This window comes from Rhizobium sp. KNZ2-6A (assembly GCF_056755475.1).
In genome coordinates this window covers 1-26,788 of the sequence record NZ_JBNDIC010000037.1, presented here as the reverse complement: position 1 = coordinate 26,788, position 26,788 = coordinate 1, and the positions used below count along the sequence as shown (strand labels likewise).

Here is a 26,788-nt window from a genome sequence, read left to right as displayed (position 1 = left end):
GTTTGGAAGAATGAAATCTCGATTTCGGGCATAAAAAAAGGCCCCTTGGGGAGCCTGTCATCTAGCGCATGGGTGGCTATCGCCGGATGGTTACACCATCCTGCCCATGCGCTTTCCCACCACGATAAGAACGATCGAGTTTTTCATGGGGCGAAGTGATAGACAGAAAATTTCGAAGCGTCAACGCGTGAAGCAATAAAAAATCGCGGCCACCGAAACCCTATCAGCTGAAACCCTTTAAAAGCATGGGTGCCCGACAGGATTTTGTTAAGCCGCCGTCTCTATGCTCCGGCATTGGATAGTTGGGGTAGCTATTTGCTGAATAATGATCTGCAGACGTCCGGCAAAGCTGGAGATTTTGATCGTCGCGACAGGCTGAAGCCGGGAAATCGCTTCCTCGGCCGTGTCGTCGCGTGCAACGGCTCGAGAGCAACGATCGCCGCCGTCGCCGAAGCCGGCGGTACCGACCTTACCGAACTCTGGTCGGTCGGCAGGTTGATCTCCATCAGCGTCGGGTCGAACCGAGTGGCCGCCCTCGTCTACTCGATGAACACTCAAAGCGTCGGCTGGGGCGAAGAACAGGATAATCTCTTCCGCATCGAAGTCGAGCTTCTGGGCGAGGTCCATGTCGGGCCGGATGGCCGCGAGGAATTTTCGAGCGGCATTACCGCCTATCCCTATCTCGGCGCGATTGCGCATCGCATCCGAGCCGCCGACCTCATGCGCATCTTCGATGCCGGCAAGGGCAGCAGCTGCGTCATCGGCAAGCTGACACAGGATGAAAGCATCGACGCCGCCATCCATATTCCCTCTATGCTGTCGAAGCATTTCGCCGTCGTCGGCTCCACCGGCGTCGGCAAATCCACCGCCGTCTCGCTGTTGCTGCACAAGGCGATCGGCGCCGATCCGAAACTTCGCGTGCTGATCCTCGATCCGCACAATGAATTTGCCGCCGCCTTTCCGAAGCATGCCGTCGTCATCGACACGGATACGCTCGACTTGCCCTTCTGGCTGATGCGGCTGGAAGAATTCAGCGAAGTCGTCTTCCGCGGCCGACCGGCAATACCGGAAGAACTCGATGCGCTGCGCGATCTCATTCCGGAGGCAAGACGCGCCTTCCGCGGCAGCGATTCAAGCCTGATGCGCCGCCAAACGGAAAAGTCATCCGTGACGGCGGATACGCCGGTTCCCTACCGCATGGCCGATCTGCTGGCGCTGATCGACGAGCGCATCGGCCGGCTGGAGGGCCGCCAGGAAAAGCCGCATCTGCGCTCCCTGAAAATGCGCATCATCTCGGCGATCAACGATCCCCGTTATCACTTCATGTTCTCCAACAATACGATCACCGATACGATCATGGAGACCATCGCCAAGATCTTCCGCATTCCGGGCGACGGTAAGCCGATCTGCACGTTCCAGCTCGCCGGTATCCCCTCGGAAGTCATCAATTCCGTCGCTTCGGTCCTCTGCCGTATGGCGTTCGAGCTGGCGCTCTGGAGCGACGGCGCGATCCATATGCTCGTCGTCTGCGAGGAAGCGCACCGCTATATCCCCGCCGATCCGACGCTGGGCTTCTTCCCGACGCGGCAGGCCATCGCCCGCATCGCCAAGGAAGGACGCAAATACGGCGTATCGCTCGGCATCATCACGCAGCGCCCCGGCGAGCTCGATCAGACGATCCTCTCACAGTGCTCGACGCTCTTCGCCATGCGCCTTGCCAATGATCGCGACCAGGAAATCATCCGTTCGGCCATCCCGAACTCGTCGATCTCGACGACCAGCTTCCTGTCCTCGATCGGCAATGGCGAGGCAATCGCCTTCGGCGAGGCCATCACCGTGCCGATGCGCATGCGCTTTTCCCGCGTGGAAGACCATCTGCTGCCGAAAGCGAGCGGCAGCACGGCGAAGGTCAGCGAGGATTCGCCGGATACAGTCGATCTGCGCACGATCATCAGCCGCATGCGCTCGATTACGGGCCCCGATATCAGCGCCTTGCAACAGAGCTACGGCGCCGCACCGGACACGGTGACCGAGAGCAGGAACGATTTCGACGATCCGTCCGTCGAGCAGACATCCCCACGTGTGGCGGAAGCCGATGCGCCACCGATCGAACCCTATCGCCCCGACATGCTGCCCCGCACGGCCACCCCACAGACTGCGCCGCTTCCGCAGACATCGATCGACAGCAGGCTTGCGGACCTGCGCCGCGAATACCGGGGCGACGATGCGGCCGCACGCGCGATGGCGCCGAAAGAACCTTTGCCGTCGCTCAGGCGGGAACCCGGCCTTTCGCTGCGGGACAGCATTCTGAAAAAGCCGCTGAGCAGCCTTTACGACAAGGATTGAGGCAGTAAGCTCACGGGCTCAGGCGCTCCCAGCTCCCATCCATCTGATTGCGAAACCAGGTCATCTGCCGCTTGGCATATTGTCGCGTCGCCGCCGCCCCGGTCTCGATGACCTCTTCCCGCGACATCTCGCCCTTCAGCATCGCGGCGATCTGCGACACGCCGATCGCCTTCATCACGGGCATCTCCGGCGGGAGATCCAACGCCAATAGAGTCCGAACCTCCTCCTCCGCGCCCATTGCCAGCATCTTTTCGAAGCGGCTGTTGATGCGCTGGTGCAGGACGGCGCGGTCAGGCAGCACCACGATCTTGCGAGCACGATCGGGATCGATGATCATAGGCCCGGCCTTGCCCTGAAAAGCCGCGATGGACCGGCCAGTCGCCTCCATCACCTCCAGCGCGCGGACGATACGCTGTCCGTCCTGCGGATTCAGCGTTTCCGCAATGGCGCTGTCACGTTCCGCAAGCTCGCGATGCAGCCCCTCCGCCCCCTCCTCAAGCAGTCGGCCACGAAGCCGGTCCCGGATATCAGGCGGAATTTCGGGCATGTCGGAGAGCCCGCCCGTCAGCGCCTTGAAATAGAGCCCCGTGCCGCCGACGAAGACAGGCAATCGCCCCTCACCGCGCAGACGTTCGACCAATGCGCTGGCCTCACGCAGCCAGACGCCGGTGGAATAGGCTTGGCCCGCCGGGACATGGCCATAAAGATGATGCGGAATGCCTTCCATATCGGCCCCGGAGGGCCGCGCTGTCAGCACGCGCAGGGTGTCATAGACCTGCATGCTGTCGGCATTGATAACGGCGCCATCATGCGAGCGCGCCAATTCTACCGCCAGCGCGGACTTGCCGCTGGCGGTCGGCCCGGTTATCAGGATCGCGTCGATATTGCTCATAAGGTTTCTGCTCATGGCCTTCGTTGCCACGCTTATTGCCAATCCGTCAAACCCCGTTCTTGTTCCGGCCATCGCGGAAAAGGCGGCCGATGTCGTCAAGGCGTCCGGGCTTTACTGGCTGGCCGACGGCATCGCCTGTGATATCGCACTTCGCGATGATACGGACCTGCAGGCTGCAGAAGCTAATATCCTGGCCGTGATCGGCGGCGAGCCGATCGATCTCGTCATCCAGGACGCCGACACCCGCCGCAAGAAGCTGCTGATTGCTGATATGGATTCGACCATGATCGGCCAGGAATGTATCGACGAACTCGCCGCCGAAGTCGGCCTCAAGGAGAAAGTCGCAGACATTACGGCCCGCGCCATGAATGGCGAAATCGCCTTCGAGCCGGCCCTGCGCGAGCGCGTGGCCCTGCTGAAGGGATTGCCGATCTCCGTCGTCGATGATGTCATTGCCAAACGCATCACGCTGACGCCGGGCGGCGCCGAACTCATCGCGACGATGAAGGCGAAAGGATATTACGCCGCCCTCGTCTCTGGCGGCTTTACCGTCTTCACCAGCCGCATCGGCGCGACCCTCGGCTTCGACGAAAACCGCGCCAATATTCTGCTGGAAGAAAACGGCATCCTGACCGGCCTCGTCGAAGAACCGATCCTCGGCAAACAAGCCAAGGTGGATGCGTTGAACGAAATCGCCCAGAAGCTCGGCATCTCCACCGATGACGCGCTGGCTGTCGGCGATGGCGCAAATGACCTCGGCATGCTGCAGCTCGCCGGCTCTGGTGTGGCGCTACACGCCAAGCCGACGGTCTCGGCACAGGCCAGGATGCGCATCGACCATGGCGATCTCACCGCCCTCCTCTACATCCAGGGCTATCGCAAGACGGATTTCATCAAACCATAGAACGGCGCTATCGCCGGGATCGGGCTACAGATGATCATTACCGAAACCGACCGCCTCATCATCCGCAACTGGCGCGAGACGGATCGCGATTTGGCCTATGAGATCAACTCCGACGAGACCGTCATGGAGTTCTTTCCGTTCCGCCGCAATCGTGCGGAAGCCGACGCCTTCTTCGATCGCGTTCAGTCGATGATCGCGGAAACCGGGCTCGGCCCCTACGTGCTGGAGCTGAAGGAAAGCGGCGAAGCGATCGGCTATTGCTTGCTGATGCGAACGGATCATCTGGAACCCTTCGTGCCGGCGGGAACGATCGAGATCGGCTGGCGGCTGGTGGCGCGACAATGGGGCAAGGGATTTGTCAGCGAGGCGGCACGGGCGCTCCTTGCCCACGGTTTCGACACGCTCAACCTGGACCAGATCGTTTCCTTTGCCGTGCACGACAATGCCAGGTCGACCGCTGTCATGGAGCGGATCGGCATGCATCGCGTCGAAGGCGGCTATTTCGATCATCCAAATGTGCCCGACACCCATCCCCATCTGAAGCGGCATGTCCTCTACCGCCTGACGGCAGCCGAGTGGCGGGCGCAGCAGGCAAAACAAACGGAGCGCTGAACTCCTACTCCAGCGCGACGGCGATGAAGCGCAAGTCACCATTCGGAGACGCAACCATCATCTGCGCATTGCGCCGTCCTTCGCGCTTCAACGAGGCCACCTTCTCTGAGGCGGCGCTCGGTGTCTGGACGAATTCCTGCGCCACTTCCACGACGACGTCGCCGGGCTTCAGGCCCTTGTCCGCCGCAGCCGAACCAGGCACCACTTCCGTGATGACGACACCATCGACGCTATCGGCGATGCCGAAGCTCTTGCGGTTCTCGGCGCTCAGCGTCGCGAGCTTCATGCCGAGTATGTTCGAGGTCGCTGGGGCCGGTGGCTGAGCCTGCGGCGATTGCTGCGGATCGCCGCCCTGGTCTTGCCCATCCATGCCGTCGTCGCCACCCTCATCGCCCTCGTCGGGATTGATGACACCGCCATTATTGCCATTATCGTCGGGCGCAAGCTGCGGCTTCTTGGTCTTGTCGGTGCTGGCGGCTGCCGCCTGATCGCTGTCTTCCAGTCGGCCGAGGGTCACCTTGACGGTCTGTTCCTTGCCATCGCGGAAAACGACGACATCGACTTCCTTGCCGACGGGGCTTTCAGCGACGACGCGCGGCAGATCGCGCATCTCGTCCACATCCTTGCCGTCGAATTTCAGGATGACATCGCCCGCCTTGATCGAACCGTTGTCGACCGGGCCGCCCTTGATGACGCCGGCCACGAGCGCGCCCTTGGCACCGGCCAGACCGAGGCTGTTGGCGACGTCATCCGTTACCGGCTGGATGCGCACCCCGAGCCAGCCGCGGCGTGTCTCGCCAAAGTCCCTGAGCTGATTGACCACGCCTTCCGCGAGTTCGGACGGCACGGCAAAACCGATACCGATCGAGCCGCCGCTCGGGGAGATGATGGCCGTATTGATGCCGATCACCTCGCCCTTCATGTTGAAGAGCGGGCCGCCGGAATTGCCCTTGTTGATCGCCGCATCCGTCTGGATGAAGTTGTCATAGGGGCCGGCATTGATGTTGCGGCCTCGGGCCGAAACGATGCCGACGGTCACGGACCCGCCGAGGCCGAAAGGATTGCCGATCGCCATCACCCAATCACCGATCCGCATCTTGGACGAATCGCCGAACTTCACCGCCGTCAGCGGATGCTTCGGCTCAACCTTGAGAACCGAAAGATCGGTCTTCGTATCGGTGCCGATAAGCTTTGCCTTCAGCTTGGTACCGTTCGGGAAGATCGCCTCGATATCGTCGGCGCCTTCGATGACGTGATTGTTGGTGACGATGTAGCCGGCCGGGTCGATGACGAAGCCCGAGCCGAGCGAGCTCACCTTGCGATTGCTGTTGTCGTCTTTCTTGTTGTTGAAGAAATCGTTGAAGTAATCCTGATAGGGCGAGTTGTCCGGTACCTTCGGCGTCGCCGGCCCATCGCCCTCGTCTTTCACCTTCTGCGAGGTGGAAATATTGACGACGGCATCCAGCAACCCGGAAGCAAGATCGGCAACCGAAGCCGGCCCGGCATTCACTGCCGGGTTTATCGCGCCCGGGTTCAGCGTAGCCGTCGGCGATGCGGCCGGAGGCGCCTGGTTGTTGGTGACCGGCGCCTGGGCACCCGCCGTCGCACCGCTATTCTGCGTCTGCGCATAAGCCTGTTCGGTAGCGCCCACAACGGGGCCGGCAATCAATGCCATGCTGGCCAGCAAGGCAAACGAACGGCTGAAAGGCAGGCGATTGGTCGAAGCCATCAGGCATCCTCATCAAGAAAGGGGAAGTCTTGTATAAGCATCAACATAAGGCGGAATGATGAAGCGTGAAATCACCTTTTTGCGAAATCCCCGCACTCCGCGCCGGCGATGCGACATGGTAAAGGCACTGCGATCTGCCATAACGAAAAGGGCCGCCCGAAGGCAGCCCTTTCATTCCTTGATTTGACGTCTTAATTCGCTGATGGCGTCGGATTGGCAAGCGCCGGCGCCCCGGATTTGGGCGCGGAGCCTACCGGACTGTCAAAGTACTTGAAGAAATCCGACTGGTTCGGCGGCAGGACAAGCGTCTTGCCACCCGAGGCGAGCGCCTTAGTATAGGCGGCCATCGAGCGATAGAACTCATAGAAGTTCGGATCGCGCTTGGAGGCATCGGCGAAGATGCCGTTTCGCTCGGCTTCGCCCTGACCGCGCAGCACTTCGGAATCCTTCTGCGCATCCGCAACGATCTCGACAACCTGACGGTCTGCGATCGCGCGGCGCTTCTGGCCTTCCTCGTTACCGCGAGCGCGGATGAGTTCGGCTTCCGCCAGACGCTCGGCCTTCATGCGGTCGTAAGTCTGCTGCGACACTTCCTGGGTCAGGTCGGTGCGGCGGATGCGGACGTCCTCGATGTTGAGACCGAGCGATTCGGCATCACGATGCAGATCGTTGCGTACTTCCGTCATCATCGAGGCGCGTTCGTCGGAAAGCGCCGCTTCGAAGCCGCGTAGACCGTAGACACGGCGCAATGCAGCGTCGAGGCGGGTTCTGAGGCGCGATTCCGCTGCGTCGCGATCGCCGGAAACGGTCTCGCGGAACTTGCGTGCATCCATGATCTTGTAGACGACGAAGGCATCGACTTCATAGAACTTGCCGCCCGAGACCTGGACGCGAATATTGTCCAGATCAAAGCGCAATTCCTGCAGCTGCACGTACTGGACACGATCGGCATCCATGAAGGCGAAAGGCAGCTTGAAGTAGAGGCCTGGCTCCGTCTTGACTTCGCGGATCTGGCCGAAGCGCAGGACGATCGCCTGTTCACGGGCATTGACCACGAACACCGACGAATAGATGAGCAACAGCACTACCGCGAGCGCGATGAGAATGGCTGGCAAACGGCTGGACGTCATTATTTGGCCTCCGGCTGAGTTGCAGCGGCGGGCTTGCCCGCCGGCGTCGTGGACTGCTTGCCGACTTCATTCAGCGGCAGGTAAGGCACGACACCCTGCTTATCGTCGATGATGATGCTGTTGGAATTGCCGATGACGGACTCCATGGTTTCGAGGAACAGACGCTTGCGCGTGACTTCCGGCGCCTTGACGTATTCGTCGTAGATCGAGATGAAGCGCTGCGCCTCACCCTGGGCTTCCTTCACGACACGGTCCTTATAGGCGGCTGCTTCTTCGCGGACCTGAGCCGCGCGACCGCGGGCCTGACCGAGCTTCTGGTTGGCGTATTGATTGGCCTCTTCCACCTGCTGGTCTTCATTCTGCTCGGCGCGCTGCACTTCGTCGAAGGCGTCGGCCACTTCACGCGGCGGCGAGACATCCTCGATCGGAATCGCGTTGATGGAGATGCCCGAACCATAGCGATCCATCGTATCCTGGATGATGCTCCTCACCTCGGTCGCGATTTCCTGGCGCTTGTCGCGATAGACGTCCTGGGCAGGACGGCGGCCGACAACCTCGCGCATGGCACTTTCGGCAACCTGCTGCATCGTCTCGTCGGGGGTTTCGAGATTGAACAGATAGGATTGCGGGTTGGTCACGGTATAGAGGACCGAGAACTGCACGTTGACGATGTTCTGATCGCCCGTCAGCATCAGGCCGGCGGTCGAACCGGCGGTTGAGCGGCCGCCGATGTTGCGCTGCTGCTCAGTCACCTTGACGTATTCGATGCGGTCCATCGGCCAGATATGGAAGTGCAGGCCGGGCATCGAGACTTCCTCGCGCGGCTTGCCGAAGCGCAATTCCACGCCGCGCTCGTCCGGCTGCACCGTGTAGATGCACTGGATCAGCCAGAAAACGGCGATCACTGCAATGATGATGAGGACGACGCCTGCATTGAAGCCACCTGGCACGAAACCTTTCAATCGGTCCTGACCGCGGCGAATGATATCCTCAAGGTCCGGAGGCCCTCCGTTGCCGCTGCCGCGCGGCCGGTTTGGTCCTTGCCCCCAAGGTCCCTGATTATTTCCGCCGCCACCGCCACCCCATGGGCCGCCGCCGCCGCCATTCTGATTGCTCCAAGGCATCAAAACCTCTTTGTTTGTTGACTCCCGATATCGCACCAAACCCACGGAATTCTTGGCTTGATATCCGCGGGTGGCAGCGATTGTTTCCCGTTATAGGTATCGAAGCACCTGCTTTCAACGATACTTGAGGAAGTTCGTCGGATTCATTGGAAAATATTTGCTTTCCGGGGGCAGCTTTTATGCATTTCGCTTGAAATAGCTAACGAAACGCGTCGGATAGGTGTCCTTCTCGCCGGCCGGCACCGCAAGCTCGCTTTCGGCCTGCCATATGGCAGGATCAATCACCGGAAAGGCAGTGTCACCCTCCACATCCGCCTCCACATGGGTAATCAGCAAGCGATCGGCAACTCCAATAGCCTGTCGATAGATCTCACCGCCACCGAGGATGCAGATTTCATCGACATCGCTCTCTCGCGCAAGGCGGTATGCAGCCTCGATGCCTTCCTCAAGCGAGTGCACCACTGCTATCCCCTCGGCCGAGAAACCTGTGTCGCGGGTGATGACGATGTTGGGCCGGCCGGGCAAGGGCCGGCCGATCGACTGGAACGTCTTTCGCCCCATGATGACAGGCTTGCCGAGCGTCATTGCCTTGAAGCGCTTGAGATCGGATGACAACCTCCAGGGCATGTCGCCTTCGCGCCCGATGATGCCGTTGCGCGATACGGCAACGACGATGGTCTTGATCGGCTGGGTCATGCGTCTCCCTCGGTCCATGTCACCGACACCAATCGAGTCGGCGCGACGACTTTACATCAGGATGGCGGCGACGGGAGACGGAAGACACTTCGCGGTCCCGCATCACCCACCATTATTGAGCCTGTCGAGCTGGCCGGCCCAAAAACCTCCGCCTTGCGAAGACGGCAGCATATCGCCTGTCGCTCGGACGGACGAGCGAAATGCCTTGCGGTAATGGCAAATTAAGCGTCCTTCAAGCGTTGCGAAGCACGAGAACGGCATAGATGCAGGGCTCTCCGCTTTCATTCCTGAAGATGCAGTCCGTCGGCGGACCGAGCTCGAGGCAATCGCCCGCCGACATCGAATGCCTAGCATCTCCTTCGACAAACGTCAGCCGCCCCTGCAGCACCCAGATGAGCTGCCGCATGAAGGCATAGGCCGATGCGGGCATCGGAACGTCCGCTCCCGCGGGCAGTTCGATGCGCACAAGATCCAGCGGCAGATCCGATTTCGGCGAGACATGCCGCCGTTCGTAGCCTGTGTGCGGATCGACCCAGACGGGCTGCTCTTCCTTCCGGAGAAAGCGGCCCTGCTGCATCTCCGCACGGGCCATCAAGGTCGACATGCTCAAGCTGAAGGCGCCGGAGAGCTTGCCGAGCAACGTTGCCGTCGGGCTGCTCTCGCCGCGCTCGATCTTGTGGATCATGGCACGGGAGACGGCCGAGCGCTCCGCCAGCTCCGTCAACGACCAGCCGCGGCTCTCGCGTTCGATGCGGATGCGCGCGCCGATGCGCTTGTCGATATCATCAAGATGGGACATGCGTTTTACTATAGTGGACTTTCATGGGGAAGGCAATCTGCGCGCGAGGTCAGAAAATGCCTAATTTTAGGGGCGTCTAAATTAGCTCTCATGTGATTTTTGTACCAATATAGTAGACAGACACCGAAATCGGTGTATGACAGCATGAAAAAGCAAATGACACGACCATCCGATTTGATGGATGGAGCCCACGGAGCCGCCGATGCAAATTCGTGATGCGAGAGACGAGGATCTCGCGGGAATAACCGCGATCTACAATGACGCCGTCGCCAATACCGCCGCGATCTGGAATGAGACGCAGGTCGATATCGCCAACCGCAGGCAATGGCTGCAGGATCGACACAAGCTGGGTTATCCGGTTCTGGTGGCGATCGCCGATGGCGGCGACGTGGTCGGTTATGCCTCGTTTGGCGACTGGCGGGCCTTCGACGGCTATCGGCACACGGTCGAACACTCCGTCTATGTCCGCAACGACCAATATCGCAGCGGCATCGGCAAGGCACTCATGATCGAGCTGATCGAGCGCGCCCGGGCGATCGGCAAGCATGCAATGGTCGCGGGCATCGAGGCCGGCAACGAGGCTTCGATCAAGCTACACGAAAAGCTCGGCTTCCAGCGGGTCGGCCTTCTGCCGCAGGTCGGCACCAAGTTCGGGCGCTGGCTCGATCTGGCTTTTCTGCAGCTCCTGCTCGATCAGCGCACCGATCCCGACTCTACCCCGGCGGACTAAACCGCAACCTCGGCCGCGATCGCGGCATGCGGTTCATAGCCGACAACCTCGAAATCCTCGATGCGATAGTCGTCGATGCTGTCCGGCCGGCGCAACAGGCGCAAGGTCGGGAATGGCTTCGGCTCGCGGCTGAGCTGCTCACGGATGGCGTCGAGATGGTTGAGATAAAGGTGGACGTCGCCGCCCGACCAGACCAGCTCGCCCACATCCATATCGACCTGCTGCGCGACCATCGCCAACAAAGCCGCCTGCTGGCTGATGTTGAATGGATTGCCCAGGAACAGGTCGCATGAGCGCTGGAACACCATCAGGCTGAGGCGCGGCCGCTTGCCGCCCTCGGCCGAGATGTTCGACACATGAAACTGGTAGACCATATGGCACGGATGCAGCGCCATGTCGGCAAGCTCTCCGACATTCCAGGCATGGAAAATCATCCTGCGGCTGCTGGGATTGGTCTTCAGATCCTGGATGACCGAGGCCAGCTGGTCATGCACCCGGCCCTCGGCATCGCGCCATTGCCGCCACTGCTTGCCATAGACTGGCCCGAGATCGCCCCATTGGAGCGCGAATGCCTCGTCCTCGAGGACCCGCTTCTCGAAGGCAAGCTGATCGATATCCTCGCCGGTGGCCTTGCGATATTTCGCCAGCGGCCAATCGGTCCAGATCCGCACGTTCTCCTTCAGGAGATTGCGGATATTGGTGTCGCCGGTCAGGAACCAGAGCATCTCCTTGACGGCAAGCTTCCAATAGACGCGTTTCGTCGTGAAGATCGGGATCTGCCCCTTCGAAAGGTCGAAGCGCATCATCGCGCCGAGGCCGCTCAAGGTGCCGACTCCCGTTCGGTCGATCCGGCGATCGCCATGCTCGAGCAGGTGCTCCATCAGGTCGAGATATTGATACTCCGGGTGACGAGCCATCTTCCGCTCCGAAATCGCTTGAATTTGCTGACGGCACGGATGGCACCGGCGGCCGATTGCCGCCGCGCCCGGCCGATTCCTTTGTTGCGATTTTAATGACAAGCCGAGACGAAACCAACCACGGCGAAACATAATTCAGCCAAATCTCGCGCCCGCAGACGCAAAGCGATGTTTCGGCGAAGCATTTATGACAAATGCCCTTCCCTTCGCTCGCGGAAAACACTATATCAGCCGTGCCGGTCTTCGGGCCGGCTATGGCGATAAATGAGCGGTGTAATAAACCTATTGGACCCGGGGGCGGTACCCGGCGCCTCCACCAAAAACCGGCCGGCAAGACTGGCGTCAGACCGGCTTTTGATGGGGGCGAAACAGGATCGACAAGGGTGTAAAGATCGACTTTTTGCTCGGCATTGTACCGCCGTTATCGGGCTAAAATTGTAGTTGCAAACGACAACTATGCGGAAGCTCGTCTCGCTGCTTAATCGCGGTGTGACACTTCAAATAAAGTCCTAAGGGGTCGCACTCTTAGGCGGGGTTCGAAGGCACCTGGCAACAGAAGCCTTCACCTTCTCCTCCAGTGCTATATTATAGATCGACAGGCGGTGACTCGCGCATAGGGCTTTTCCGGCGGCGTTCAGCGTGGCATAAGCCTATAAAAAACATGGCCAACGAAAGACAGGAAAGCATGGGGCAGGATCATATCCGCTACGACATTTTGGCACAGGACGCCTTGCGTGGAGTCATCCGCAAGGTGTTGACCGAGGTCGGCGCCGCAGGTCGCCTGCCCGGTGACCATCATTTCTTCATCACTTTTCTGACAGGCGCTCCCGGCGTGCGCATTTCACAGCACCTGAAGGCGAAGTATCCCGAGCAGATGACCATCGTCATCCAGCATCAGTTCTGGGACCTGAAGATCACGGAAAGCCAGTTCGAGATCGGCCTCTCCTTCTCCGACGTTCCGGAAAAGCTGGTCGTCCCCTTCAATGCCATCCGCGGCTTCTATGATCCTTCCGTCAACTTCGAGCTGGAGTTCGACGTGCCGCTGGCCGACGAGGAGGAACTCTCCTCCAGCGAAATCACCGCCTATCCGGTGCCGGTCGAAGGCGAGGACGCCCCGGCGACAGCGGCCAAGGAAGGCGAGGAAAAGAAACCGGGATCGGTCGTCTCTCTCGACGCGTTCCGCAAGAAGCAGTAGGCCCAACCGGGGAGGCATTTGCCTCCCTTCCCATATCACGGGGGATCGATGAGCGCCGAAATCGTCAATCTGCGTCAGTTTCGCAAGAAGCAGGCCCGTTCGGTCAAGGAAAAACAGGCGGATCAGAACCGCGTCACCTTCGGGCGGACCAAGGCCGAAAAGAGCCTGACGAAAGCCCTTAACGAGAAGAGCGTGAAAACCCACGAAGCAGGCCGAATCGAGACGACGGAAAGCGAAGACTAGTTTTGGTCTCGAGATAAAAAACTTCAGAAATCAGTTGCTCACTTCCGCATTTTGAATCACTTTCAGACACTATCCCACCATTTCCGATTTTTGATCGATCCGCCGATGATCCGCAAACATTCCGCGACGCTGCATGGCCATCGCACAAGCTTTTCCCTGGAAGATGCCTTCTGGACAGAACTGAAGGCCATTGCCAATGCGCGCGGCACCTCGCTGGCCGCACTGATCTCTGAGATCGACGACGGTCGCGAGGCTGGCAGCAACCTCTCCTCCGCACTCCGCCTCTATGTCCTTAAATGGCTGAAGGATCGCGATTAACGAATTTCGGCAGGCGCCTGGAGGTCGCGGACGCTTCGGAGGCTGAAGCCTTCATCGCCCGCGAGGCATGTGCTATTGCGCTATTCCAGGCAGGCCGTTGAAATTAAGGGGCCCATTCGTTTGCGGCGCCTGGTCGTTGGGCGCAGGTAAGCGCTGCGTTTCAGCCCTGGCCCGGGCCTCGGCGGCCGCTCTGGCCCTGGCTTCCTCTTCCGCCAACTGCTTGGCTCTTGCCTCTTCCTGTGCGTGCTTTTGTGCAGCAGCTTGCCGGGCCAGATCGCGCAGGCGGATTTCCTCGGCACGGCGCTGCTGCTCGATGGCGGCATCACGCTGGCGTTGAGCTTCGCGTGCGACGGCTACAAATTTGTAGAGCGCCACCTCGCGCCGGAGCCGCTGCTTCTCGAGTACATTGGCCTGCAAACGTTCGACACGCCGCCGTTCGCGCTCGAAGGCGCGCACCGACAGGAAGCTGGTGACGTCAGTGACATCCATCGTTCGGCCCGGTGCCGTGAGCGGCCCGGCAAAATCGAGGCGCAAGGCAGGCTCGGCGCCACCCTGCGCCTCGGCTCCGGCATTGAAATCGATGCCGAGGGATCCGCGCATGCGCTCGTCCGGCAGGCTCATTTCGGCATTGCCGGAAAGTTTCGCCACATCGTTGCCGGCTGCAATATTCGTCGCGCGCGCCACCCCTGCGGAAATATTGAAGGGTATGCTGGTGGCCGGAAGCACGGCTTCGCCATTGTTGAGCAGCGTCTGCACGATCGGCAGCACCTTGGCGACAGTGATATCGCCCTGAATCTGATCCGTCGCCGAAAGCAGGGGCGACAGAATGCCGAGATTGAGACCGCGCACATGCGTTTCGCCAAGCTTCAGCTCTCCAGAGCCGCTGGCATTGGCCGCAAGCTCGGCAACGCTCCTGCCGCTCGCTTCGGCATTCATGGCAAAGCCGAAACGACCACTGGCGAGCGGCGCGCCATCCCGCTGCCAGGCGACGGCCGCCAAATCGCCATCGGCAAGACTGAGCTTGGTCTGCAGCAAGCCCGTGCCGTCGGAATTGGCAAGCATAAGGCTGCCGTTCAGCGTTCCCCCGTTCCATCCGCCGGCCAGATCGCTAAGCCGCAATTCCTCGCCCTTGTATGAGGCATTGGCGGTAAAATTCGAGATGGGCCCGAATATGCCGGGCCAGAGCTGCTTGGCTGAAAGCTTGACGCCGATGTCGAGCCCGGTGAAAGCCGGCAGGCCGAGCTTCTCCTTGTCGAGGCCACCCGTCTTTGGATCCATAATCGCCCCATAGATCGCCTCCGCCAGCCAGCCGAAATCCGCCTTGTCGAGCGACAATTCGCCCGATGCCTTGATATTGGGCGCCTTGCGGTCGACGGAGAGCGCACCTGACACGGTGTTGTCGGCAAGCGATCCCTTCATATCGGAGAATACGATCTTGTCCGGGCTCAGCGCGGCGTTGGCCTGAAATTTCACCGGCAGGCCTGCGCCGGTCTGGGGGATGCCGATGCCGTTCATCACGAAATAGGGGTCGAGATCGGCGCTTTCGAGCGAAAGCGCCATATTGCCGTTAAGGAATGTATCGGGACGCACGTCGACCTTGCCGTTCGCCGTGAACGAGGTCTTGTCGGTGGCAAAGGTCAGTGCCGCATCGGCCGGATCCGTGCCGTTGGCGGAGACCTTCAGCGTCAGGCGACCATTGGCATCGGCCTCGACCGGTAGCGGATCAAGGCCTGCCTGGCCGAAGAGGATGGACGTGACGGAGTTTTCAAGCGTTCCCTCGAGCGTCGTCGTGCCCTTGCCCGTGAAGGCCGAGAGATCGGACATGCGATAATCGAAATTGACGCGGCTGCCGTTGGAGACGCCGGCCAGCGTCACCGTCAGCGCATTGTCCTGGTCGCCGCCAAGCGTGACCGCTCCGCGAAGAGCGGTATTTCCATACCATGCAGCATTGCGCACCAACCGGTCCATGACGGGGTGATGCGGCAGATGCTGGCGCAGCATTTCGAAGAACGGGCCGGGATCGGCGGCCTTGAAGGTGATCTCGCCTGAGCCCTTATAGTGCGAAGGCTCGCCGTCGGCGCGGCCGGTGGCGGTGATTTCAGCGCCGGCGACGTTGCGCACGGAAAGCTTGTCCAACGTGAGCGCACCGTCTGCTATGGAGAACGACGTGTCGACATTATCGGCCGGCACGCCGAAAGCCGTGAACTTCCCGGCCTGCAGATGCGCAGTGATCCGGTGATCGAACAGGGTTTCGTCACTGCCCTGGCCGGTGAAAAGCCCAGTCAGCGCCCGCAACGCATCGAGATCGAGCGCATCACCGGCAAGATCGACGGCAAGTCTCGGCGGGTCCTTGTCATTCAGCGCCTGGCGGTCGAGCCGGCCCTTGAGGCTTGCCGAACCGACGGCGATCTCCAGATTTTCGAAACGCTGCTCTTCGTGCCGCAAGCTGACATCGGCGGAAAAACCGGCCTGACGCAGCTGGCGGATCGACGGGTCGACGGACCCCACCAGCCAGGAGGCCAGCCCGGACGGTTGGTTGGAAGCGACGACCAGATTTCCGATGAAATTCGGCTCGCCCTGCAGCATCAGATTGCCGCGTGCCTCGACCTGCGTGCGCCCCGGCAGCGTGCCGATCGCGTGATCGATCTTCCACCCCGTTCCCGCCGGCTCGAGAGCGAGCTGCACGTCGCGGATCGTCGTGTCGCCGGCAACGATCGCCGGCAGCCGGAAGGTCGCCTTGCCTGGCACCTGCGGTACAGGAACTTCGGCGGCGATCGCGATCAGGCTGTTCAGCCGCTGACGCGCGGAGACGGTGGGATTCCGGTTCGTCTTGCCGTTTGCACCCTTGTTGTTGCCGAGCCGATTGACGTCGATCTGCTGACCATCGGCGGTCAACAGAAACTCCGGCTTGGAGCCCGTATCCAGGGTCGCCTCGCCGGTGACCACATAGGGATCGTCGTCGGCACCGACTTCGAGGCGATATTCCGGAACGCGAATGCGATCATTCGTCAGTTCGAACCGGCCCTTGATGCGGGGCTGTGCCTTCTGATCCGCGGAATCGCCGGCCTGCTTATCGCTGACGTCAGCCGTGAAGGAGCCCATATAGTCCGGCTTGCTGTCGACGAGCTTCAGCTCGCCGTCGAGATCGACATTCAGGGGATGGCGATCGGGCATCAGCCGGGTGCGGACACGCAGGACGCCGTTGTCGTCGGGCTGGCTGCTGGAAACGGTGAAGTTGCCATGCTCGCCATCCAGCGCCGCATCGCCTTCCATACGCCAAGGCCCGGCCAGCGACTTCGCCGACATTTGGGCATTCAGGCCGGTAACATGCCGGGTGCGGCCGGTCTGCTCGTCGATGAAGAGGATGTCACCCTCTTCCACATGGACGCTTTCGAGCACCACTGATTTTGCCGGAATCTCCGGCCGGCTGCCGCGCATCCAGTCGAGCGTTCCATCCTTCAGCAGGCGCAGACGTACATTCGGCTTCGATACGCGCATATCGAAGATCAGCGCTTCGCCGGAAAGGAAAGGCGCCAGCTCGGCGTCCATCGAGAATTCCGCTACCTGCACCAGCGGCGTCCCATCGCCCTCCTGGCCGACGCGGACATCGTGCAACGTTACCGACGGAAACGGCAGAAGGCGGGCATCGACGGTGCCGTGAACGGTCACCTTCTTGCCGATGATGCGGCTCGCCTGATCCTCGAAATTCTTGCGAAAATCGGTCCAGTCTATGAAGAGCGGAGCGAGCAGCGCCACGAACAGCACCACCACGAGCAATCCACCCAGAAAAACCAGGACCCTACCTAACAATGCGCACCGTCTCCAATCTTCATTCCCAACCCATGCCAAGCCGCCGCATGTCAGAGCGCATTCGCGACATAAGCTGGGATAAGCACACTTCTACCCGATCCCTGCCTATGAAAGCAGCCCTTTTTAAGAGCTATGCCACCCCATCTAGCGCATGCATGCAGCTTTTCATGACAAAAGCCGGAAAAGAGCGGCTGCAGCCTAGCGTCATTCGCATATGTAGCAAGCCAAGATCATGAAAATATTCCATCTTTCAGTGCCCGCGGAATATCTTTCCGGGATTGAAGATGGCATCCGGATCGAGCGCTTCTTTGACCTGGCGCATCAGATCGACGGCATTGCCGAGTTCCTGTTCGAGGAATGCCATCTTGCCCTGTCCTATCCCATGCTCACCCGTGCAGGTGCCGTCCATGGCCAGCGCGCGCGCATTCAGGCGCCCAACGAAATCCTCGACCACGGCGATCCCTTCCGCGGTCTTGTCGTCGAACAGGACAAGCACGTGGAAATTGCCGTCGCCGGCATGGCCGACGATCGGCGCCAGCAGGCCATGTGCCTCGATATCGGCCTGGGTCTCCGCGACGCATTCGGCCAAACGTGAGATCGGCACGCAGACATCCGTCGACAAGGCAGCCAGCTCCGGCGCCAGCGCCCGGCAGGCCCAATAGGCATCGTGGCGAGCCTTCCAGAGCTTGTTGCGTTCCTCCGCATTGCTAGTCCAAAGGAATTCGCCGCCACCGCATTCGGCCGCAATCTCCGCAAATTGCGCCGACTGCAGCTCGACGGTCTCGTCGGTGCCGTGAAATTCGAGGAAAAGCGTCGGCTTCTCATCATAGCTCAGGCCGGAATAGCGGTTGCAGGCCCGCATCTGCATGGCATCCAGTAACTCGATGCGCGCGACGGGCACGCCCATCTGGATCGTCATGATGACGGCATCGCATGCCGCCTTGACATCCGGAAAGGCGCAGGCGCCGCCGGCGATCTTCTGCGGGATACCCTGCAGGCGCAGCGTGATCGACGTCAGCACGCCGAGCGTGCCTTCCGCTCCGACGAAAAGCCGGGTGAGATCGTAGCCGGCGGACGATTTCCTGGCGCGGCGGGCGGTGCGGATTTCCTCGCCATTGGCGGTCACGACGGTCACGGACAGCACATTGTCCTTCATCGTGCCGTAGCGCACGGCATTGGTGCCCGATGCGCGCGTCGATGCCATGCCGCCGATCGAGGCATTGGCGCCCGGATCGATCGGAAAGAACAGGCCGGTGTCGCGCAAATAGGTGTTGAGCTGTTCGCGCGTGACGCCGGGCTCGACCGTGCAGTCGAGATCCTCGGCATTGACTTCCAGGACGCGGTTCATTCGGCTGAAATCGATGGAAATCCCGCCCTGCGGCGCATTGACCTGCCCTTCCAGCGAAGAGCCTGTGCCGAATGGGATGATCGGAACCCTATGCTCCGCACACGCCTTGACGACGGTCTGCACGTCTTCGCTCGTTTCGGCGAACACCACACCGTCAGGAAGCTGCGACGGAATATAGGTCGTCGTGTGAGCATGTTGGCCGCGAAAGCTTTCACCGGTCTGGAAACGCTCTCCGAAGGCCTGCTTCAGAATGCCGAGAACGGCCGATATGCCAGCCTCGTTGCGTGTTCCCGCCTTTGCATCAGCCAAAACCATAGTCCGAATCTCCCGTCGCACTCGCCAAAGGCGTTAACCCTTTATTGGTTCTATGGGGCATTTGGGGCAGAACTGTCCAGTCATGAAGTGAACCATTCTCGGCGCAGGGGTTCGGCGGCATTCAAACAAGCATTGCAATAGCAATTGCTCATTTTTTAATCATATTTGATCCGTCCATAGCCAGAGATGGAGCATTCCCGCCACGGTATCGGCAGCCGGTGGAGCAATATACCGCCGACTGGCATAGGTCTTGCGTTTTGCCTTCCAGCTTGAACATGCCACGATTGGAAGGACATTCGATGAAGCGCAGACAATTGCTCATGGCACTCGGTATCGCGATGCTGGCGATGGGGTCGCTTTCCACCCCACACACGGCTCGGGCGGATGCCTTGAGCGACATAACCTCGCGCGGCACGCTCCGCGTCGCCGTCCCGCAGGACTTCCCGCCGTTCGGCAGCGTCGGTCCGGACATGACACCGATGGGCTATGACATCGATATGGCCAACCTGATCGGAGAAAAGCTCGGCGTGAAGACGGAACTCGTTCCCGTCACCAGCGCCAACCGCATCCCCTACCTGCAGACGAACAAGGTCGATCTGGTGATTTCGAGCCTCGGCAAGAATCCGGATCGCGAGAAGGTCATCGATTTCTCCGATCCTTATGCGCCCTTCTTCAATGGCGTCTTCGGTCCGGGCGACGTTGCCGCCGCCAAGCCGGAAGACCTCTCCGGCAAGACGATCGGCGTCACCCGCGGCGCGATCGAAGATCTGGCGCTGACCAAGGTCGCGCCGCAGGATGCGACGATCAAGCGCTACGAGGACAATAACGGCACCATCTCCGCCTTCCTGTCCGGACAGGTCCAGCTGGTTGCGACCGGCAATGTCGTCGCGGCGGCCATTCTCGCCAAGAACCCGCCGAAGAAGCCGGAGATGAAATTCCTCGTCACCAACTCGCCTTGCTATATCGGGCTCAGCAAGAACGAACCGGCCCTGCAGAAAAAGGTCAACGACATCATCGCCGCAGCCAAGGCCGATGGAACGCTGAACAAGATATCGCAGAAATGGCTGGGCGCCGACCTGCCGGCCGGCTTCTGATGAAAGCGCGACCGACTGCACCGCCAGCGGGCGGTGCAGTCGGTCCCGGCAAGGCTTTACCTCATGCGCTATCATTTCGATTTCGGCTGGCTCGCCGACTATTACCCCGCTCTGATCAAGGGCGTTTTCGTCACGGTGGAACTGACGCTGGTCGGTGCCGTACTTGGCATTCTGGTTGGGATTGCCTGCGCCTGGGCGCGCGCGCTTGGCCCGCGCTGGCTGAAACCAATCGTCGCCACCTATGTCGAGCTGATCCGCAACACGCCGTTCCTAATCCAGCTCTTCTTCATTTTCTTCGGCCTGCCCGGCATCGGCGTGCAGATGAACGAGATGACCGCCGCCAATCTCGCCATGGTCGTCAATCTCGGCGCCTATAGCTGCGAGATCATCCGCGCCGGCATACAGGCGACGCCTCGCGGCCAGTTCGAAGCTGGCGCCAGCCTTGCCATGACCCGCTTCGAGACTTTCCGGCATATCGTCCTCGGGCCGTCCCTGCAGCGCATCTGGCCGGCGCTGTCATCTCAGGTCGTCATTGTCATGCTCGGTTCTTCCGTCGTCTCTCAGATCGCCGCCGAAGATCTGACCTTCGCCGCAAACTTCATCCAGTCGCGTTCGTTCCGCGCCTTCGAAGCCTACTTTGTCTCCACGGCGATCTACCTCGCGCTGGCGATCCTGCTCCGGCAGGCGCTCGCCGCTGTGGGGATGCTGATCTTTCCACGCAGGACCCGCCAATGATCCAGTTCACCACATGGGATATCCTGCGCGGCCTGCTTCTGGCCGCACGCTGGACGATATTGCTGTCGCTCGTCTCCTTTGCCGGGGGCGCCATCCTTGGCGCGATCCTGTTGCTCCTGCGCATCGGCAAGGCCAAGGCCGGCCGCATCGCGGTCAAATATTTTGTCGAGCTATTCCAGGGTACGCCACTGCTGATGCAGCTCTTCCTCGCCTTCTTTGGCCTCGGACTATTCGGCATCGACGTGCCGGCATGGCTGGCCGCCGGTGTCGCGCTGACCCTCTGGTCATCGGCCTTTCTGATCGAAATCTGGCGCGGCTGCGTCGAGGCTGTCGCCAAGGGACAATGGGAGGCTTCGGCCAGTCTCGGCATGGGCTATCTGCAACAGATGCGCTACGTCATCCTGCCCCAGGCGCTGCGTATCGCCGTGCCGCCGACCGTCGGCTTCTCCGTGCAGGTCGTCAAGGGCACGGCCCTCACCTCCATCATCGGCTTCGTCGAGCTGTCCAAGGCCGGCACCGTCATCACCAATGCGACCTTCCAGCCATTCACCGTCTATGGCTTCGTCGCGCTCATCTATTTTGCCCTGTGCTGGCCGTTGTCGAAAAGCAGCCAGATCCTGGAGAGGAAGCTCAATGTCGCTCATCGAAATCACTGAAGTCCGCAAGAGCTTCGGCGCCAACGAGGTCCTGAAAGGCATCAATCTCGACGTCGAACCCGGCGAGGTCATCGCCATCATCGGCAAAAGCGGTTCGGGAAAGTCAACGCTGCTGCGCTGCATCAACGGGCTGGAGGCGATCAATGATGGCTCGATTTCCGTGGCAGGCGCGCAGCTCCTGCCCGATGACCTGCATCTGAAGGCGCTCCGGCTGAAGGTCGGCATGATCTTCCAGCAATTCAATCTCTTCCCGCATCTGAGCGCGGGACGCAACGTCATGCTCTCGCAGATGGTGGTCAAGAAGACCGTCAAGGCCGAAGCCGAGGCAATGGCGCGGCGAATGCTCGATCGCGTCGGCCTCGGGCACAAGTTCGACGCCTATCCGGACGAGCTCTCCGGCGGCCAGCAGCAGCGCGTCGCCATCGCAAGAGCCCTTGCTATGCAGCCGATTGCGCTTCTTTGCGATGAAATTACATCTGCTCTCGATCCGGAACTGGTGGCCGAAGTTCTCGCCGTCGTGCGCGAACTCGCGAGCGAAGGCATGACGCTGCTGATGGTGACGCATGAGATGAAATTCGCCCGCGACGTCTGCTCGCGCGTCGTTTTCATGCACCAGGGCCGCGTGCACGAAATCGGCCCGCCCGGCGAGGTTTTCGCCAATCCGCGGACACCGGAACTCAGGCAGTTCCTCGGCGTTCACTGAGCATCGGTCGGCTCTGTCCGTCTCCCCGCACCATGCTGCGCCATGCGCCCGGCGCAATGCCGAAGGCCTTCTTGAAATGCCGGGTCAGATGGCTCTGATCGGCAAACCCGGTTGCGGCGGCAACCTCCGCAATCGGTTCGCCCACGCCGATCATCGCCTTCGCCTGCTGCAATCTCCGCATCAGCAGGAACCGGTGCGGGCTGGTCGCAAAAGCGGCGCGGAAATGCCGCGCCAGCGCAAAGCGGTCAAGGCCGGTGATGCGCTCCAGCTCCTGGGATCGCACATCCTGCATGCTATGCGCTTCGAGATAGTCCCGCGCGGTCTTCACCTGCCCCCAGGCAATGCTGCCCAATGGCCGCTGCGGCAGGCGGGCATGCTGCGCGAGGCCATCGGTAAGACGAGAGACGAAATCGTCGACGAAGAGCTCGTCCAGCTCACGATCGAGCTCGCCAAGGGCCGCAAGTAATAGCCCTGCAAGCCGATCATCTGCAACGATCGGATCATCCACGAATGGCAGACCGATCCGTGCCGCCTCGAGACATTGCAACAGGACCGAAGGCTCCAGATACAGCATGCGATAGACGAGGCCGTCCTCGGTCGCGGCCCCACCGTCGTGCAGTTCGTCCGGATGAAGGATGATCACTCGTCCCGGCACGCTGTAGCGCTGTTCGCCGCGATAGCGGAACGTCTGCACGCCGCGCATGGTGACGCCAAGCGCATAGGTGTCGTGCCGGTGCAGGTCGAATGCGTCGCCTCGAAACTGAGCCTGAATGCGCTCGATGCCCGGATAGGCCGGCGCGGACAGAATGCGGTTGGCCTCCGGCGCCACGCACAAACGTTCAAGACCCTCGAAGATCTGTCCGGCTACATCCTCGCGCAATGTCCCATTCTCAGACTGCATGAAAGTGACCACCGATGTTCGATACCAAAATCGCGATCGTTCTGCGAAGCGACCTTCAATCCTGGCAAAAGCTGAATGTAACGGCCTTCCTGTCGACAGGCATAGCCGGACAACATCCCGATATCATCGGCGAAGCCTATCGCGATCGCACCGGCAACGTCTACAATGCTTTGTCGATCCAGCCCATCATCGTGCTTTCGGCCGATCCGGAAAACATTGCTGCCATTCACCGCCGCTCGCTGGAGCGCGGCGTCACCTCCTCGATCTTCATCGAAGAAATGTTTGCAACCGGCCACGATGTCGCCAATCGCGCCGTCTTCTCCGAGTTCGCCCCGGAGGACGCCAAGGTGGTCGGCATCGCCCTGCGCGCGGACAAGAAAATCGTCGACAAGATCACCAAGGGTGCCAGCATGCACGCCTGATCTGCCGCGCAATAAAAACGGCCGGATCGTGAACCCGGCCGTTTTGTTGAAAAGGCTTAGCCGTTCTGCGTGATCGGCGCGATCTGGATCTCGACGCGGCGGTTCTGGGCGCGGCCAGCCTCGCTCGCATTCGATGCGACCGGCTGCGACGGGCCGAAGCCGATGGCCGACATGCGGCGCTGATCGATGCCCTGGCTGCCGAGATAGGAGGCAACCGAGCCGGCGCGGCGCTCGGAAAGATCCTGATTATGCTGCAGGCTGCCGGTCGAATCGGTATGGCCGTTGACGTCGATCAGGGTGCGGTTGAACTTGCGCAGAACGATCGCGACGGAATTGAGCGTCGAGAAGAACTCCGGCTTGATCGCATCCTGGTCGATGTCGAAGGTGATTGCAGAAGGCATGTTCAGGATGATGCGATCGCCAACGCGGGTCACCGAAACACCGGTGCCCTGCAGCTGCGCACGCAGTTCGGATTCCTGCTGATCCATGTAGTTGCCGATACCGGCGCCCGCGAGCGCACCGACGCCGGCGCCGATCAGCGCCGCATTGCGGCGCGAGGCCGGCGAATGGCCGATCAGAAGACCGGCAACGGCGCCGACACCGGCACCGATCGCTGCACCGCCGGCGGTATTGGATACCTTCTGCTCACCCGTATAGGGATCGGTGGTGGTGCATGCGTTCAAAAAGGCTGCCGCTAAGGCAAGAATAGCAATTTTCTTGATCATGGAATCGTCGCTCTCCGGTTCGATGGCCGCAGCAGATATGAAGCATTGCGGCAATATCATGAAGAGGAATCTTCATCGGGCCGTTATCCCCTGTGCATAGGGCGGGAAGGAAGCTTTTGATCAGGCCGATTGAAATCCGGATATGAGGAGCCGTCCCTCAATGCGGCTCCTCGGGACCCATGGGAGATCAAAAGCTCTTGAAGAGCTGCAGAACCGTATTGTAGCTGGCATTGGCAATCGAAAGTGATTGTAATCCGAGTTGTTGCTGCGCCTGCAGTGCCAGAACCTTGCTCGACTGCTGCTCCATATCGGCATCCACGAGCTTGCCGACACCGCTGGTCAATGAATCACTTAGATTCTTGGCGAACTCGGTCTGAAGGCTGACGCGCGATTCGAGGGAGCCGAAGGCGGATCCGATTGTCTTGAGCTGGTTCATCATTCCCGTCACGGTGTTGACCATGTCGACGAGGGCGCCTTGCGTCGTAGTCGCATCGAGCGAGATCTCCACTTGCCCGCTTGTATTGCCGTTCTTGCTGTTGAGCAGAACGTAGTTTTTCGCGGCACCGGCCGCAGTCGCAAAGGCCGTCGAGGTCAGGACGCCATAACCGCCGCTGCCGCTTGACTGATCGTCTATCAGGTAGCGCGCATCGCTCGCGGTGATGGGGCCGGTCGTCGAGTTTACGCCTTCATAATTCAGCATGCCGATCGAGACGGTTCCGTTCGTGCCGCGAATGAGGGATCCAGGAACCTCATGTGGCGCGGTAGGGTCCGCTCCGTCCCGCAGAACGGTCCAGTTGACGCCGTTGAAGGTCGCCGACTCCCCGATGCTGCGCAATTGCTCTTTCAGCTGGGTAAGCTCGTCATTGAGTTTCGTCTTGTCGACACTGGTTTCATAGGCGCTGACAAGCTTGGTCCTGATTTCGGTCACGACGTCGATCGCACTGCTGACGCCGGTGGAAGCGGTGCTGACGGTTGAGGCGGCAAGGCCAAGCGCATCCTGCACCGACGAAATCGCCCCGACATCGGTATGCGTCAAAGTCGAGATTTTCCAGTATGTGGCGTCGTCTTTGACTGTCTGCACCCGCAGGCCGGATGACATCTGCCGTTCGGCATTGGTCAATTTGGTCTGGGTATCCCTCAGCACTTCCAGTGCTGTGTTCATAGAGGGACTGACCCTGATGAAGGTCGAAAAAATACTCACGGCAAATGAACTCCGGACGCAACAATACGCAACAAATACAAGGAGACATTGGAACCTTGCCGCGGGCGCTCATGCGCGCGGGCCGAGCGTGTCGGCGAACGGGGAGCAAGGCAAAAACAACAGCTTCGCTCCGGCGGTTACATATCGCTATGATTAGCAAACATGCTTAAAAAAGCGCTAAACGATACGCCTGATTTACCATAAATAAGCGCGGGAGCCGCAATCGGCGCAACGTGCCTGTGCTCGGGTCGAGGCAACAATGCAAGGTTGTGACCAATTGCCGCAATATCGCGGTTTTGAGCAAGTTTTGACGCCTATTATGACAAAATTGTAATCTTGAATGGGACAACGGGACGTTTCGCTGGCACCCACACGCCTTCATTCAGATGCTGAAACGGCCACGTTATCAACGTCGTTATGCCTAGAATGTGCACTTTTTGTTCTAGTTTCGGCCCGTTTCTTTTGCCTTTCGGGGTAGAATCATTACATTGGGCCGCATGACCATTGGACATGACGATATTCCCTTCTTTGACGAGGAGCCGGAGCACACGGCACCGCGCCGTTCAGCACCGGCTGCCGGTAGCACAGGTGGCGGTATTGCGGCCCGCGCCATGGCGGCGCGCGACAGCGGCCGCCGGCCGGACTATCTCGCCGGCCTCAATCCGGAACAGACGGAAGCAGTCGAAACGCTCGACGGCCCCGTTCTGGTGCTTGCGGGCGCCGGCACCGGCAAGACCCGCGTGCTCACGACCCGCATCGCTCATATCCTGTCCACCAACCGCGCTTTCCCTAGCCAGATCCTCGCCGTCACCTTCACCAACAAGGCCGCCCGCGAGATGAAGGAGCGCATCGCGCTGCTCGTCGGCGGTGCGGTCGAAGGCATGCCCTGGCTCGGCACCTTCCACTCGATCGGCGTTAAGCTGTTGCGCCGCCATTCCGAGCTGGTCGGCCTTTCTTCCAGTTTCACCATTCTCGATACCGACGACGTCATCCGCCTGATCAAACAGTTGATCCAGGCCGAGGGCCTCGACGACAAGCGTTGGCCGGCCAAGCAGTTTGCCGGCATGATCGACACCTGGAAGAACAAGGGCCTCAGCCCCGCCGATATTCCGGAAGGCGATGCGCGGGCATTCGCCAACGGCAAGGGCCGCGAGCTCTATGCCGCCTATCAGAACCGCTTGAAGACGCTGAACGCCTGCGACTTCGGCGACCTTTTGCTGCATCCGATCAATATGTTCCGGCA

The 26,788-nt window shown here is 60.5% G+C and carries 25 protein-coding genes and 1 other RNA gene; 14 read left to right on the top strand and 12 right to left on the bottom strand.

Annotation, left to right across the window (positions count from 1 at the left end):
• Positions 1-315: 315 nt before the first annotated feature.
• On the top strand, positions 316-2,346 hold the full coding sequence (locus ACPYOP_RS22890; RefSeq protein WP_481412571.1) for an ATP-binding protein: 2,031 nt from the start codon (positions 316-318) through the stop codon (positions 2,344-2,346).
• 10 nt (positions 2,347-2,356) lie between these two features.
• Here the strand turns inward: ACPYOP_RS22890 and miaA are convergent, their stop codons facing one another.
• Positions 2,357-3,253, bottom strand: a complete 897-nt coding sequence (gene miaA / locus ACPYOP_RS22885) for a tRNA (adenosine(37)-N6)-dimethylallyltransferase MiaA (protein ID WP_481412570.1) — start codon at positions 3,251-3,253, stop codon at positions 2,357-2,359.
• Between miaA and serB the strand changes: the two genes are divergently transcribed.
• Both serB and ACPYOP_RS22875 read left to right on the top strand, forming a co-directional pair.
• A complete protein-coding gene (gene serB, locus ACPYOP_RS22880; protein ID WP_481412569.1) occupies positions 3,252-4,142 on the top strand; it encodes a phosphoserine phosphatase SerB in 891 nt (296 codons plus the stop codon). The genes miaA and serB overlap by 2 nt on opposite strands.
• A 30-nt stretch (positions 4,143-4,172) precedes the next feature.
• A complete protein-coding gene (locus ACPYOP_RS22875) occupies positions 4,173-4,754 on the top strand; it encodes a GNAT family N-acetyltransferase (protein WP_481412568.1) in 582 nt (193 codons plus the stop codon).
• Positions 4,755-4,758: 4 nt separating this feature from the next.
• Here the strand turns inward: ACPYOP_RS22875 and ACPYOP_RS22870 are convergent, their stop codons facing one another.
• The 5 genes from ACPYOP_RS22870 to ACPYOP_RS22850 form a co-directional block, all read right to left on the bottom strand.
• Positions 4,759-6,483 (bottom strand): DegQ family serine endoprotease, encoded by a 1,725-nt coding sequence (locus ACPYOP_RS22870; protein ID WP_481412567.1) that lies wholly within the window; start codon positions 6,481-6,483, stop codon positions 4,759-4,761.
• A gap of 191 nt (positions 6,484-6,674) precedes the next feature.
• Positions 6,675-7,613: a protease modulator HflC gene (hflC, locus tag ACPYOP_RS22865; RefSeq protein WP_481412566.1), complete on the bottom strand. Its 939-nt coding sequence runs from the start codon at positions 7,611-7,613 to the stop codon at positions 6,675-6,677.
• Positions 7,613-8,737 carry an FtsH protease activity modulator HflK gene (gene hflK / locus ACPYOP_RS22860; RefSeq protein WP_481412565.1) on the bottom strand — a complete coding sequence of 375 codons (1,125 nt, stop codon included), beginning with the start codon at positions 8,735-8,737 and terminating at the stop codon, positions 7,613-7,615. The genes hflC and hflK overlap by 1 nt, the downstream gene beginning before the upstream one ends.
• 177 nt (positions 8,738-8,914) lie before the next feature.
• On the bottom strand, positions 8,915-9,433 hold the full coding sequence (locus ACPYOP_RS22855) for a dihydrofolate reductase (RefSeq protein ID WP_481412564.1): 519 nt from the start codon (positions 9,431-9,433) through the stop codon (positions 8,915-8,917).
• Between the two features lie 232 nt (positions 9,434-9,665).
• Positions 9,666-10,232, bottom strand: a complete 567-nt coding sequence (locus ACPYOP_RS22850) for a helix-turn-helix domain-containing protein (protein ID WP_481412563.1) — start codon at positions 10,230-10,232, stop codon at positions 9,666-9,668.
• A gap of 202 nt (positions 10,233-10,434) precedes the next feature.
• Between ACPYOP_RS22850 and ACPYOP_RS22845 the strand changes: the two genes are divergently transcribed.
• Positions 10,435-10,962: an N-acetyltransferase family protein gene (locus ACPYOP_RS22845; protein WP_481412562.1), complete on the top strand. Its 528-nt coding sequence runs from the start codon at positions 10,435-10,437 to the stop codon at positions 10,960-10,962.
• Here the strand turns inward: ACPYOP_RS22845 and ACPYOP_RS22840 are convergent.
• On the bottom strand, positions 10,959-11,879 hold the full coding sequence (locus tag ACPYOP_RS22840) for a thymidylate synthase (protein WP_481412561.1): 921 nt from the start codon (positions 11,877-11,879) through the stop codon (positions 10,959-10,961). The genes ACPYOP_RS22845 and ACPYOP_RS22840 overlap by 4 nt on opposite strands.
• Before the next feature lie 196 nt (positions 11,880-12,075).
• Here ACPYOP_RS22840 and ssrA point away from each other — a divergent pair.
• The 4 genes from ssrA (at position 12,076) to ACPYOP_RS22820 (ending at position 13,635) form a co-directional block, all read left to right on the top strand.
• Positions 12,076-12,446, top strand: a transfer-messenger RNA (tmRNA) gene (gene ssrA, locus ACPYOP_RS22835).
• A gap of 118 nt (positions 12,447-12,564) precedes the next feature.
• Positions 12,565-13,074 (top strand): SspB family protein, encoded by a 510-nt coding sequence (locus ACPYOP_RS22830; protein ID WP_481412620.1) that lies wholly within the window; start codon positions 12,565-12,567, stop codon positions 13,072-13,074.
• A 48-nt stretch (positions 13,075-13,122) separates the two neighbouring features.
• Complete coding sequence (locus ACPYOP_RS22825) at positions 13,123-13,317, top strand: DUF4169 family protein (protein WP_481412560.1); 195 nt, start codon at positions 13,123-13,125, stop codon at positions 13,315-13,317.
• A gap of 105 nt (positions 13,318-13,422) precedes the next feature.
• Entirely contained in the window at positions 13,423-13,635 is a 213-nt protein-coding gene (locus tag ACPYOP_RS22820) for a ribbon-helix-helix domain-containing protein (RefSeq protein ID WP_481412559.1), read from the top strand.
• Between the two features lie 72 nt (positions 13,636-13,707).
• Here the strand turns inward: ACPYOP_RS22820 and ACPYOP_RS22815 are convergent, their stop codons facing one another.
• Together ACPYOP_RS22815 and ACPYOP_RS22810 are read right to left on the bottom strand one after the other, a co-directional pair.
• Positions 13,708-17,445, bottom strand: coding sequence for an AsmA family protein (locus ACPYOP_RS22815; RefSeq protein ID WP_481412558.1), 3,738 nt, complete (start codon positions 17,443-17,445; stop codon positions 13,708-13,710).
• Positions 17,446-17,695: 250 nt separating this feature from the next.
• Positions 17,696-19,108: an FAD-binding oxidoreductase gene (locus ACPYOP_RS22810; protein WP_481412557.1), complete on the bottom strand. Its 1,413-nt coding sequence runs from the start codon at positions 19,106-19,108 to the stop codon at positions 17,696-17,698.
• Positions 19,109-19,428: 320 nt separating this feature from the next.
• Here ACPYOP_RS22810 and ACPYOP_RS22805 point away from each other — a divergent pair, with 320 nt between their 5' ends.
• From ACPYOP_RS22805 to ACPYOP_RS22790, 4 genes are all read left to right on the top strand, one after another.
• Positions 19,429-20,202: a transporter substrate-binding domain-containing protein gene (locus ACPYOP_RS22805; RefSeq protein WP_481412619.1), complete on the top strand. Its 774-nt coding sequence runs from the start codon at positions 19,429-19,431 to the stop codon at positions 20,200-20,202.
• A gap of 63 nt (positions 20,203-20,265) precedes the next feature.
• Positions 20,266-20,937 carry an amino acid ABC transporter permease gene (locus ACPYOP_RS22800; RefSeq protein ID WP_481412556.1) on the top strand — a complete coding sequence of 224 codons (672 nt, stop codon included), beginning with the start codon at positions 20,266-20,268 and terminating at the stop codon, positions 20,935-20,937.
• Entirely contained in the window at positions 20,934-21,593 is a 660-nt protein-coding gene (locus tag ACPYOP_RS22795; protein ID WP_481412555.1) for an amino acid ABC transporter permease, read from the top strand. Before ACPYOP_RS22800 ends, ACPYOP_RS22795 begins: the two co-directional genes overlap by 4 nt.
• Positions 21,571-22,296 carry an amino acid ABC transporter ATP-binding protein gene (locus tag ACPYOP_RS22790; protein WP_481412554.1) on the top strand — a complete coding sequence of 242 codons (726 nt, stop codon included), beginning with the start codon at positions 21,571-21,573 and terminating at the stop codon, positions 22,294-22,296. Before ACPYOP_RS22795 ends, ACPYOP_RS22790 begins: the two co-directional genes overlap by 23 nt.
• On the opposite strand, the gene ACPYOP_RS22785 is transcribed toward ACPYOP_RS22790, so the two are convergent.
• Positions 22,271-23,197, bottom strand: a complete 927-nt coding sequence (locus tag ACPYOP_RS22785; protein ID WP_481412553.1) for an AraC family transcriptional regulator — start codon at positions 23,195-23,197, stop codon at positions 22,271-22,273. The two genes, ACPYOP_RS22790 and ACPYOP_RS22785, sit on opposite strands and share 26 nt — an antisense overlap.
• 14 nt (positions 23,198-23,211) lie before the next feature.
• On the opposite strand from ACPYOP_RS22785, the gene ACPYOP_RS22780 reads away from it, so the two are divergent.
• Complete coding sequence (locus tag ACPYOP_RS22780; protein WP_481412552.1) at positions 23,212-23,619, top strand: DUF2000 family protein; 408 nt, start codon at positions 23,212-23,214, stop codon at positions 23,617-23,619.
• A 56-nt stretch (positions 23,620-23,675) separates the two neighbouring features.
• Here the strand turns inward: ACPYOP_RS22780 and ACPYOP_RS22775 are convergent, their stop codons facing one another.
• Both ACPYOP_RS22775 and ACPYOP_RS22770 read right to left on the bottom strand, forming a co-directional pair.
• Positions 23,676-24,344 (bottom strand): YiaD family glycine zipper/OmpA-like lipoprotein, encoded by a 669-nt coding sequence (locus tag ACPYOP_RS22775; protein ID WP_481412551.1) that lies wholly within the window; start codon positions 24,342-24,344, stop codon positions 23,676-23,678.
• A gap of 187 nt (positions 24,345-24,531) precedes the next feature.
• Positions 24,532-25,506 carry a flagellin N-terminal helical domain-containing protein gene (locus ACPYOP_RS22770; RefSeq protein WP_481412618.1) on the bottom strand — a complete coding sequence of 325 codons (975 nt, stop codon included), beginning with the start codon at positions 25,504-25,506 and terminating at the stop codon, positions 24,532-24,534.
• Positions 25,507-26,042: 536 nt separating this feature from the next.
• On the opposite strand from ACPYOP_RS22770, the gene ACPYOP_RS22765 reads away from it, so the two are divergent.
• The coding region (locus ACPYOP_RS22765) for an ATP-dependent helicase (RefSeq protein WP_481412550.1) at positions 26,043-26,788 on the top strand (746 nt) is incomplete at its 3' end.

Excerpts from the sequence above, each read along its gene's own strand:
- serB (WP_481412569.1), top strand. The coding sequence starts at position 3,252 with ATGGCCTTCGTTGCCACGCTTATTGCCAATCCGTCAAACCCCGTTCTT.
- miaA (WP_481412570.1), bottom strand. The coding sequence starts at position 3,253 with ATGAGCAGAAACCTTATGAGCAATATCGACGCGATCCTGATAACCGGG.
- ACPYOP_RS22875 (WP_481412568.1), top strand. The coding sequence starts at position 4,173 with ATGATCATTACCGAAACCGACCGCCTCATCATCCGCAACTGGCGCGAG.
- ACPYOP_RS22870 (WP_481412567.1), bottom strand. The coding sequence starts at position 6,483 with ATGGCTTCGACCAATCGCCTGCCTTTCAGCCGTTCGTTTGCCTTGCTG.
- hflC (WP_481412566.1), bottom strand. The coding sequence starts at position 7,613 with ATGACGTCCAGCCGTTTGCCAGCCATTCTCATCGCGCTCGCGGTAGTG.
- hflK (WP_481412565.1), bottom strand. The coding sequence starts at position 8,737 with ATGCCTTGGAGCAATCAGAATGGCGGCGGCGGCGGCCCATGGGGTGGC.
- ACPYOP_RS22855 (WP_481412564.1), bottom strand. The coding sequence starts at position 9,433 with ATGACCCAGCCGATCAAGACCATCGTCGTTGCCGTATCGCGCAACGGC.
- ACPYOP_RS22850 (WP_481412563.1), bottom strand. The coding sequence starts at position 10,232 with ATGTCCCATCTTGATGATATCGACAAGCGCATCGGCGCGCGCATCCGC.
- ACPYOP_RS22845 (WP_481412562.1), top strand. The coding sequence starts at position 10,435 with ATGCAAATTCGTGATGCGAGAGACGAGGATCTCGCGGGAATAACCGCG.
- ACPYOP_RS22840 (WP_481412561.1), bottom strand. The coding sequence starts at position 11,879 with ATGGCTCGTCACCCGGAGTATCAATATCTCGACCTGATGGAGCACCTG.
- ACPYOP_RS22830 (WP_481412620.1), top strand. The coding sequence starts at position 12,565 with ATGGGGCAGGATCATATCCGCTACGACATTTTGGCACAGGACGCCTTG.
- ACPYOP_RS22825 (WP_481412560.1), top strand. The coding sequence starts at position 13,123 with ATGAGCGCCGAAATCGTCAATCTGCGTCAGTTTCGCAAGAAGCAGGCC.
- ACPYOP_RS22820 (WP_481412559.1), top strand. The coding sequence starts at position 13,423 with ATGATCCGCAAACATTCCGCGACGCTGCATGGCCATCGCACAAGCTTT.
- ACPYOP_RS22810 (WP_481412557.1), bottom strand. The coding sequence starts at position 19,108 with ATGGTTTTGGCTGATGCAAAGGCGGGAACACGCAACGAGGCTGGCATA.
- ACPYOP_RS22805 (WP_481412619.1), top strand. The coding sequence starts at position 19,429 with ATGGCACTCGGTATCGCGATGCTGGCGATGGGGTCGCTTTCCACCCCA.
- ACPYOP_RS22800 (WP_481412556.1), top strand. The coding sequence starts at position 20,266 with ATGCGCTATCATTTCGATTTCGGCTGGCTCGCCGACTATTACCCCGCT.
- ACPYOP_RS22795 (WP_481412555.1), top strand. The coding sequence starts at position 20,934 with ATGATCCAGTTCACCACATGGGATATCCTGCGCGGCCTGCTTCTGGCC.
- ACPYOP_RS22790 (WP_481412554.1), top strand. The coding sequence starts at position 21,571 with ATGTCGCTCATCGAAATCACTGAAGTCCGCAAGAGCTTCGGCGCCAAC.
- ACPYOP_RS22785 (WP_481412553.1), bottom strand. The coding sequence starts at position 23,197 with ATGCAGTCTGAGAATGGGACATTGCGCGAGGATGTAGCCGGACAGATC.
- ACPYOP_RS22780 (WP_481412552.1), top strand. The coding sequence starts at position 23,212 with ATGTTCGATACCAAAATCGCGATCGTTCTGCGAAGCGACCTTCAATCC.
- ACPYOP_RS22775 (WP_481412551.1), bottom strand. The coding sequence starts at position 24,344 with ATGATCAAGAAAATTGCTATTCTTGCCTTAGCGGCAGCCTTTTTGAAC.
- ACPYOP_RS22770 (WP_481412618.1), bottom strand. The coding sequence starts at position 25,506 with ATGAACACAGCACTGGAAGTGCTGAGGGATACCCAGACCAAATTGACC.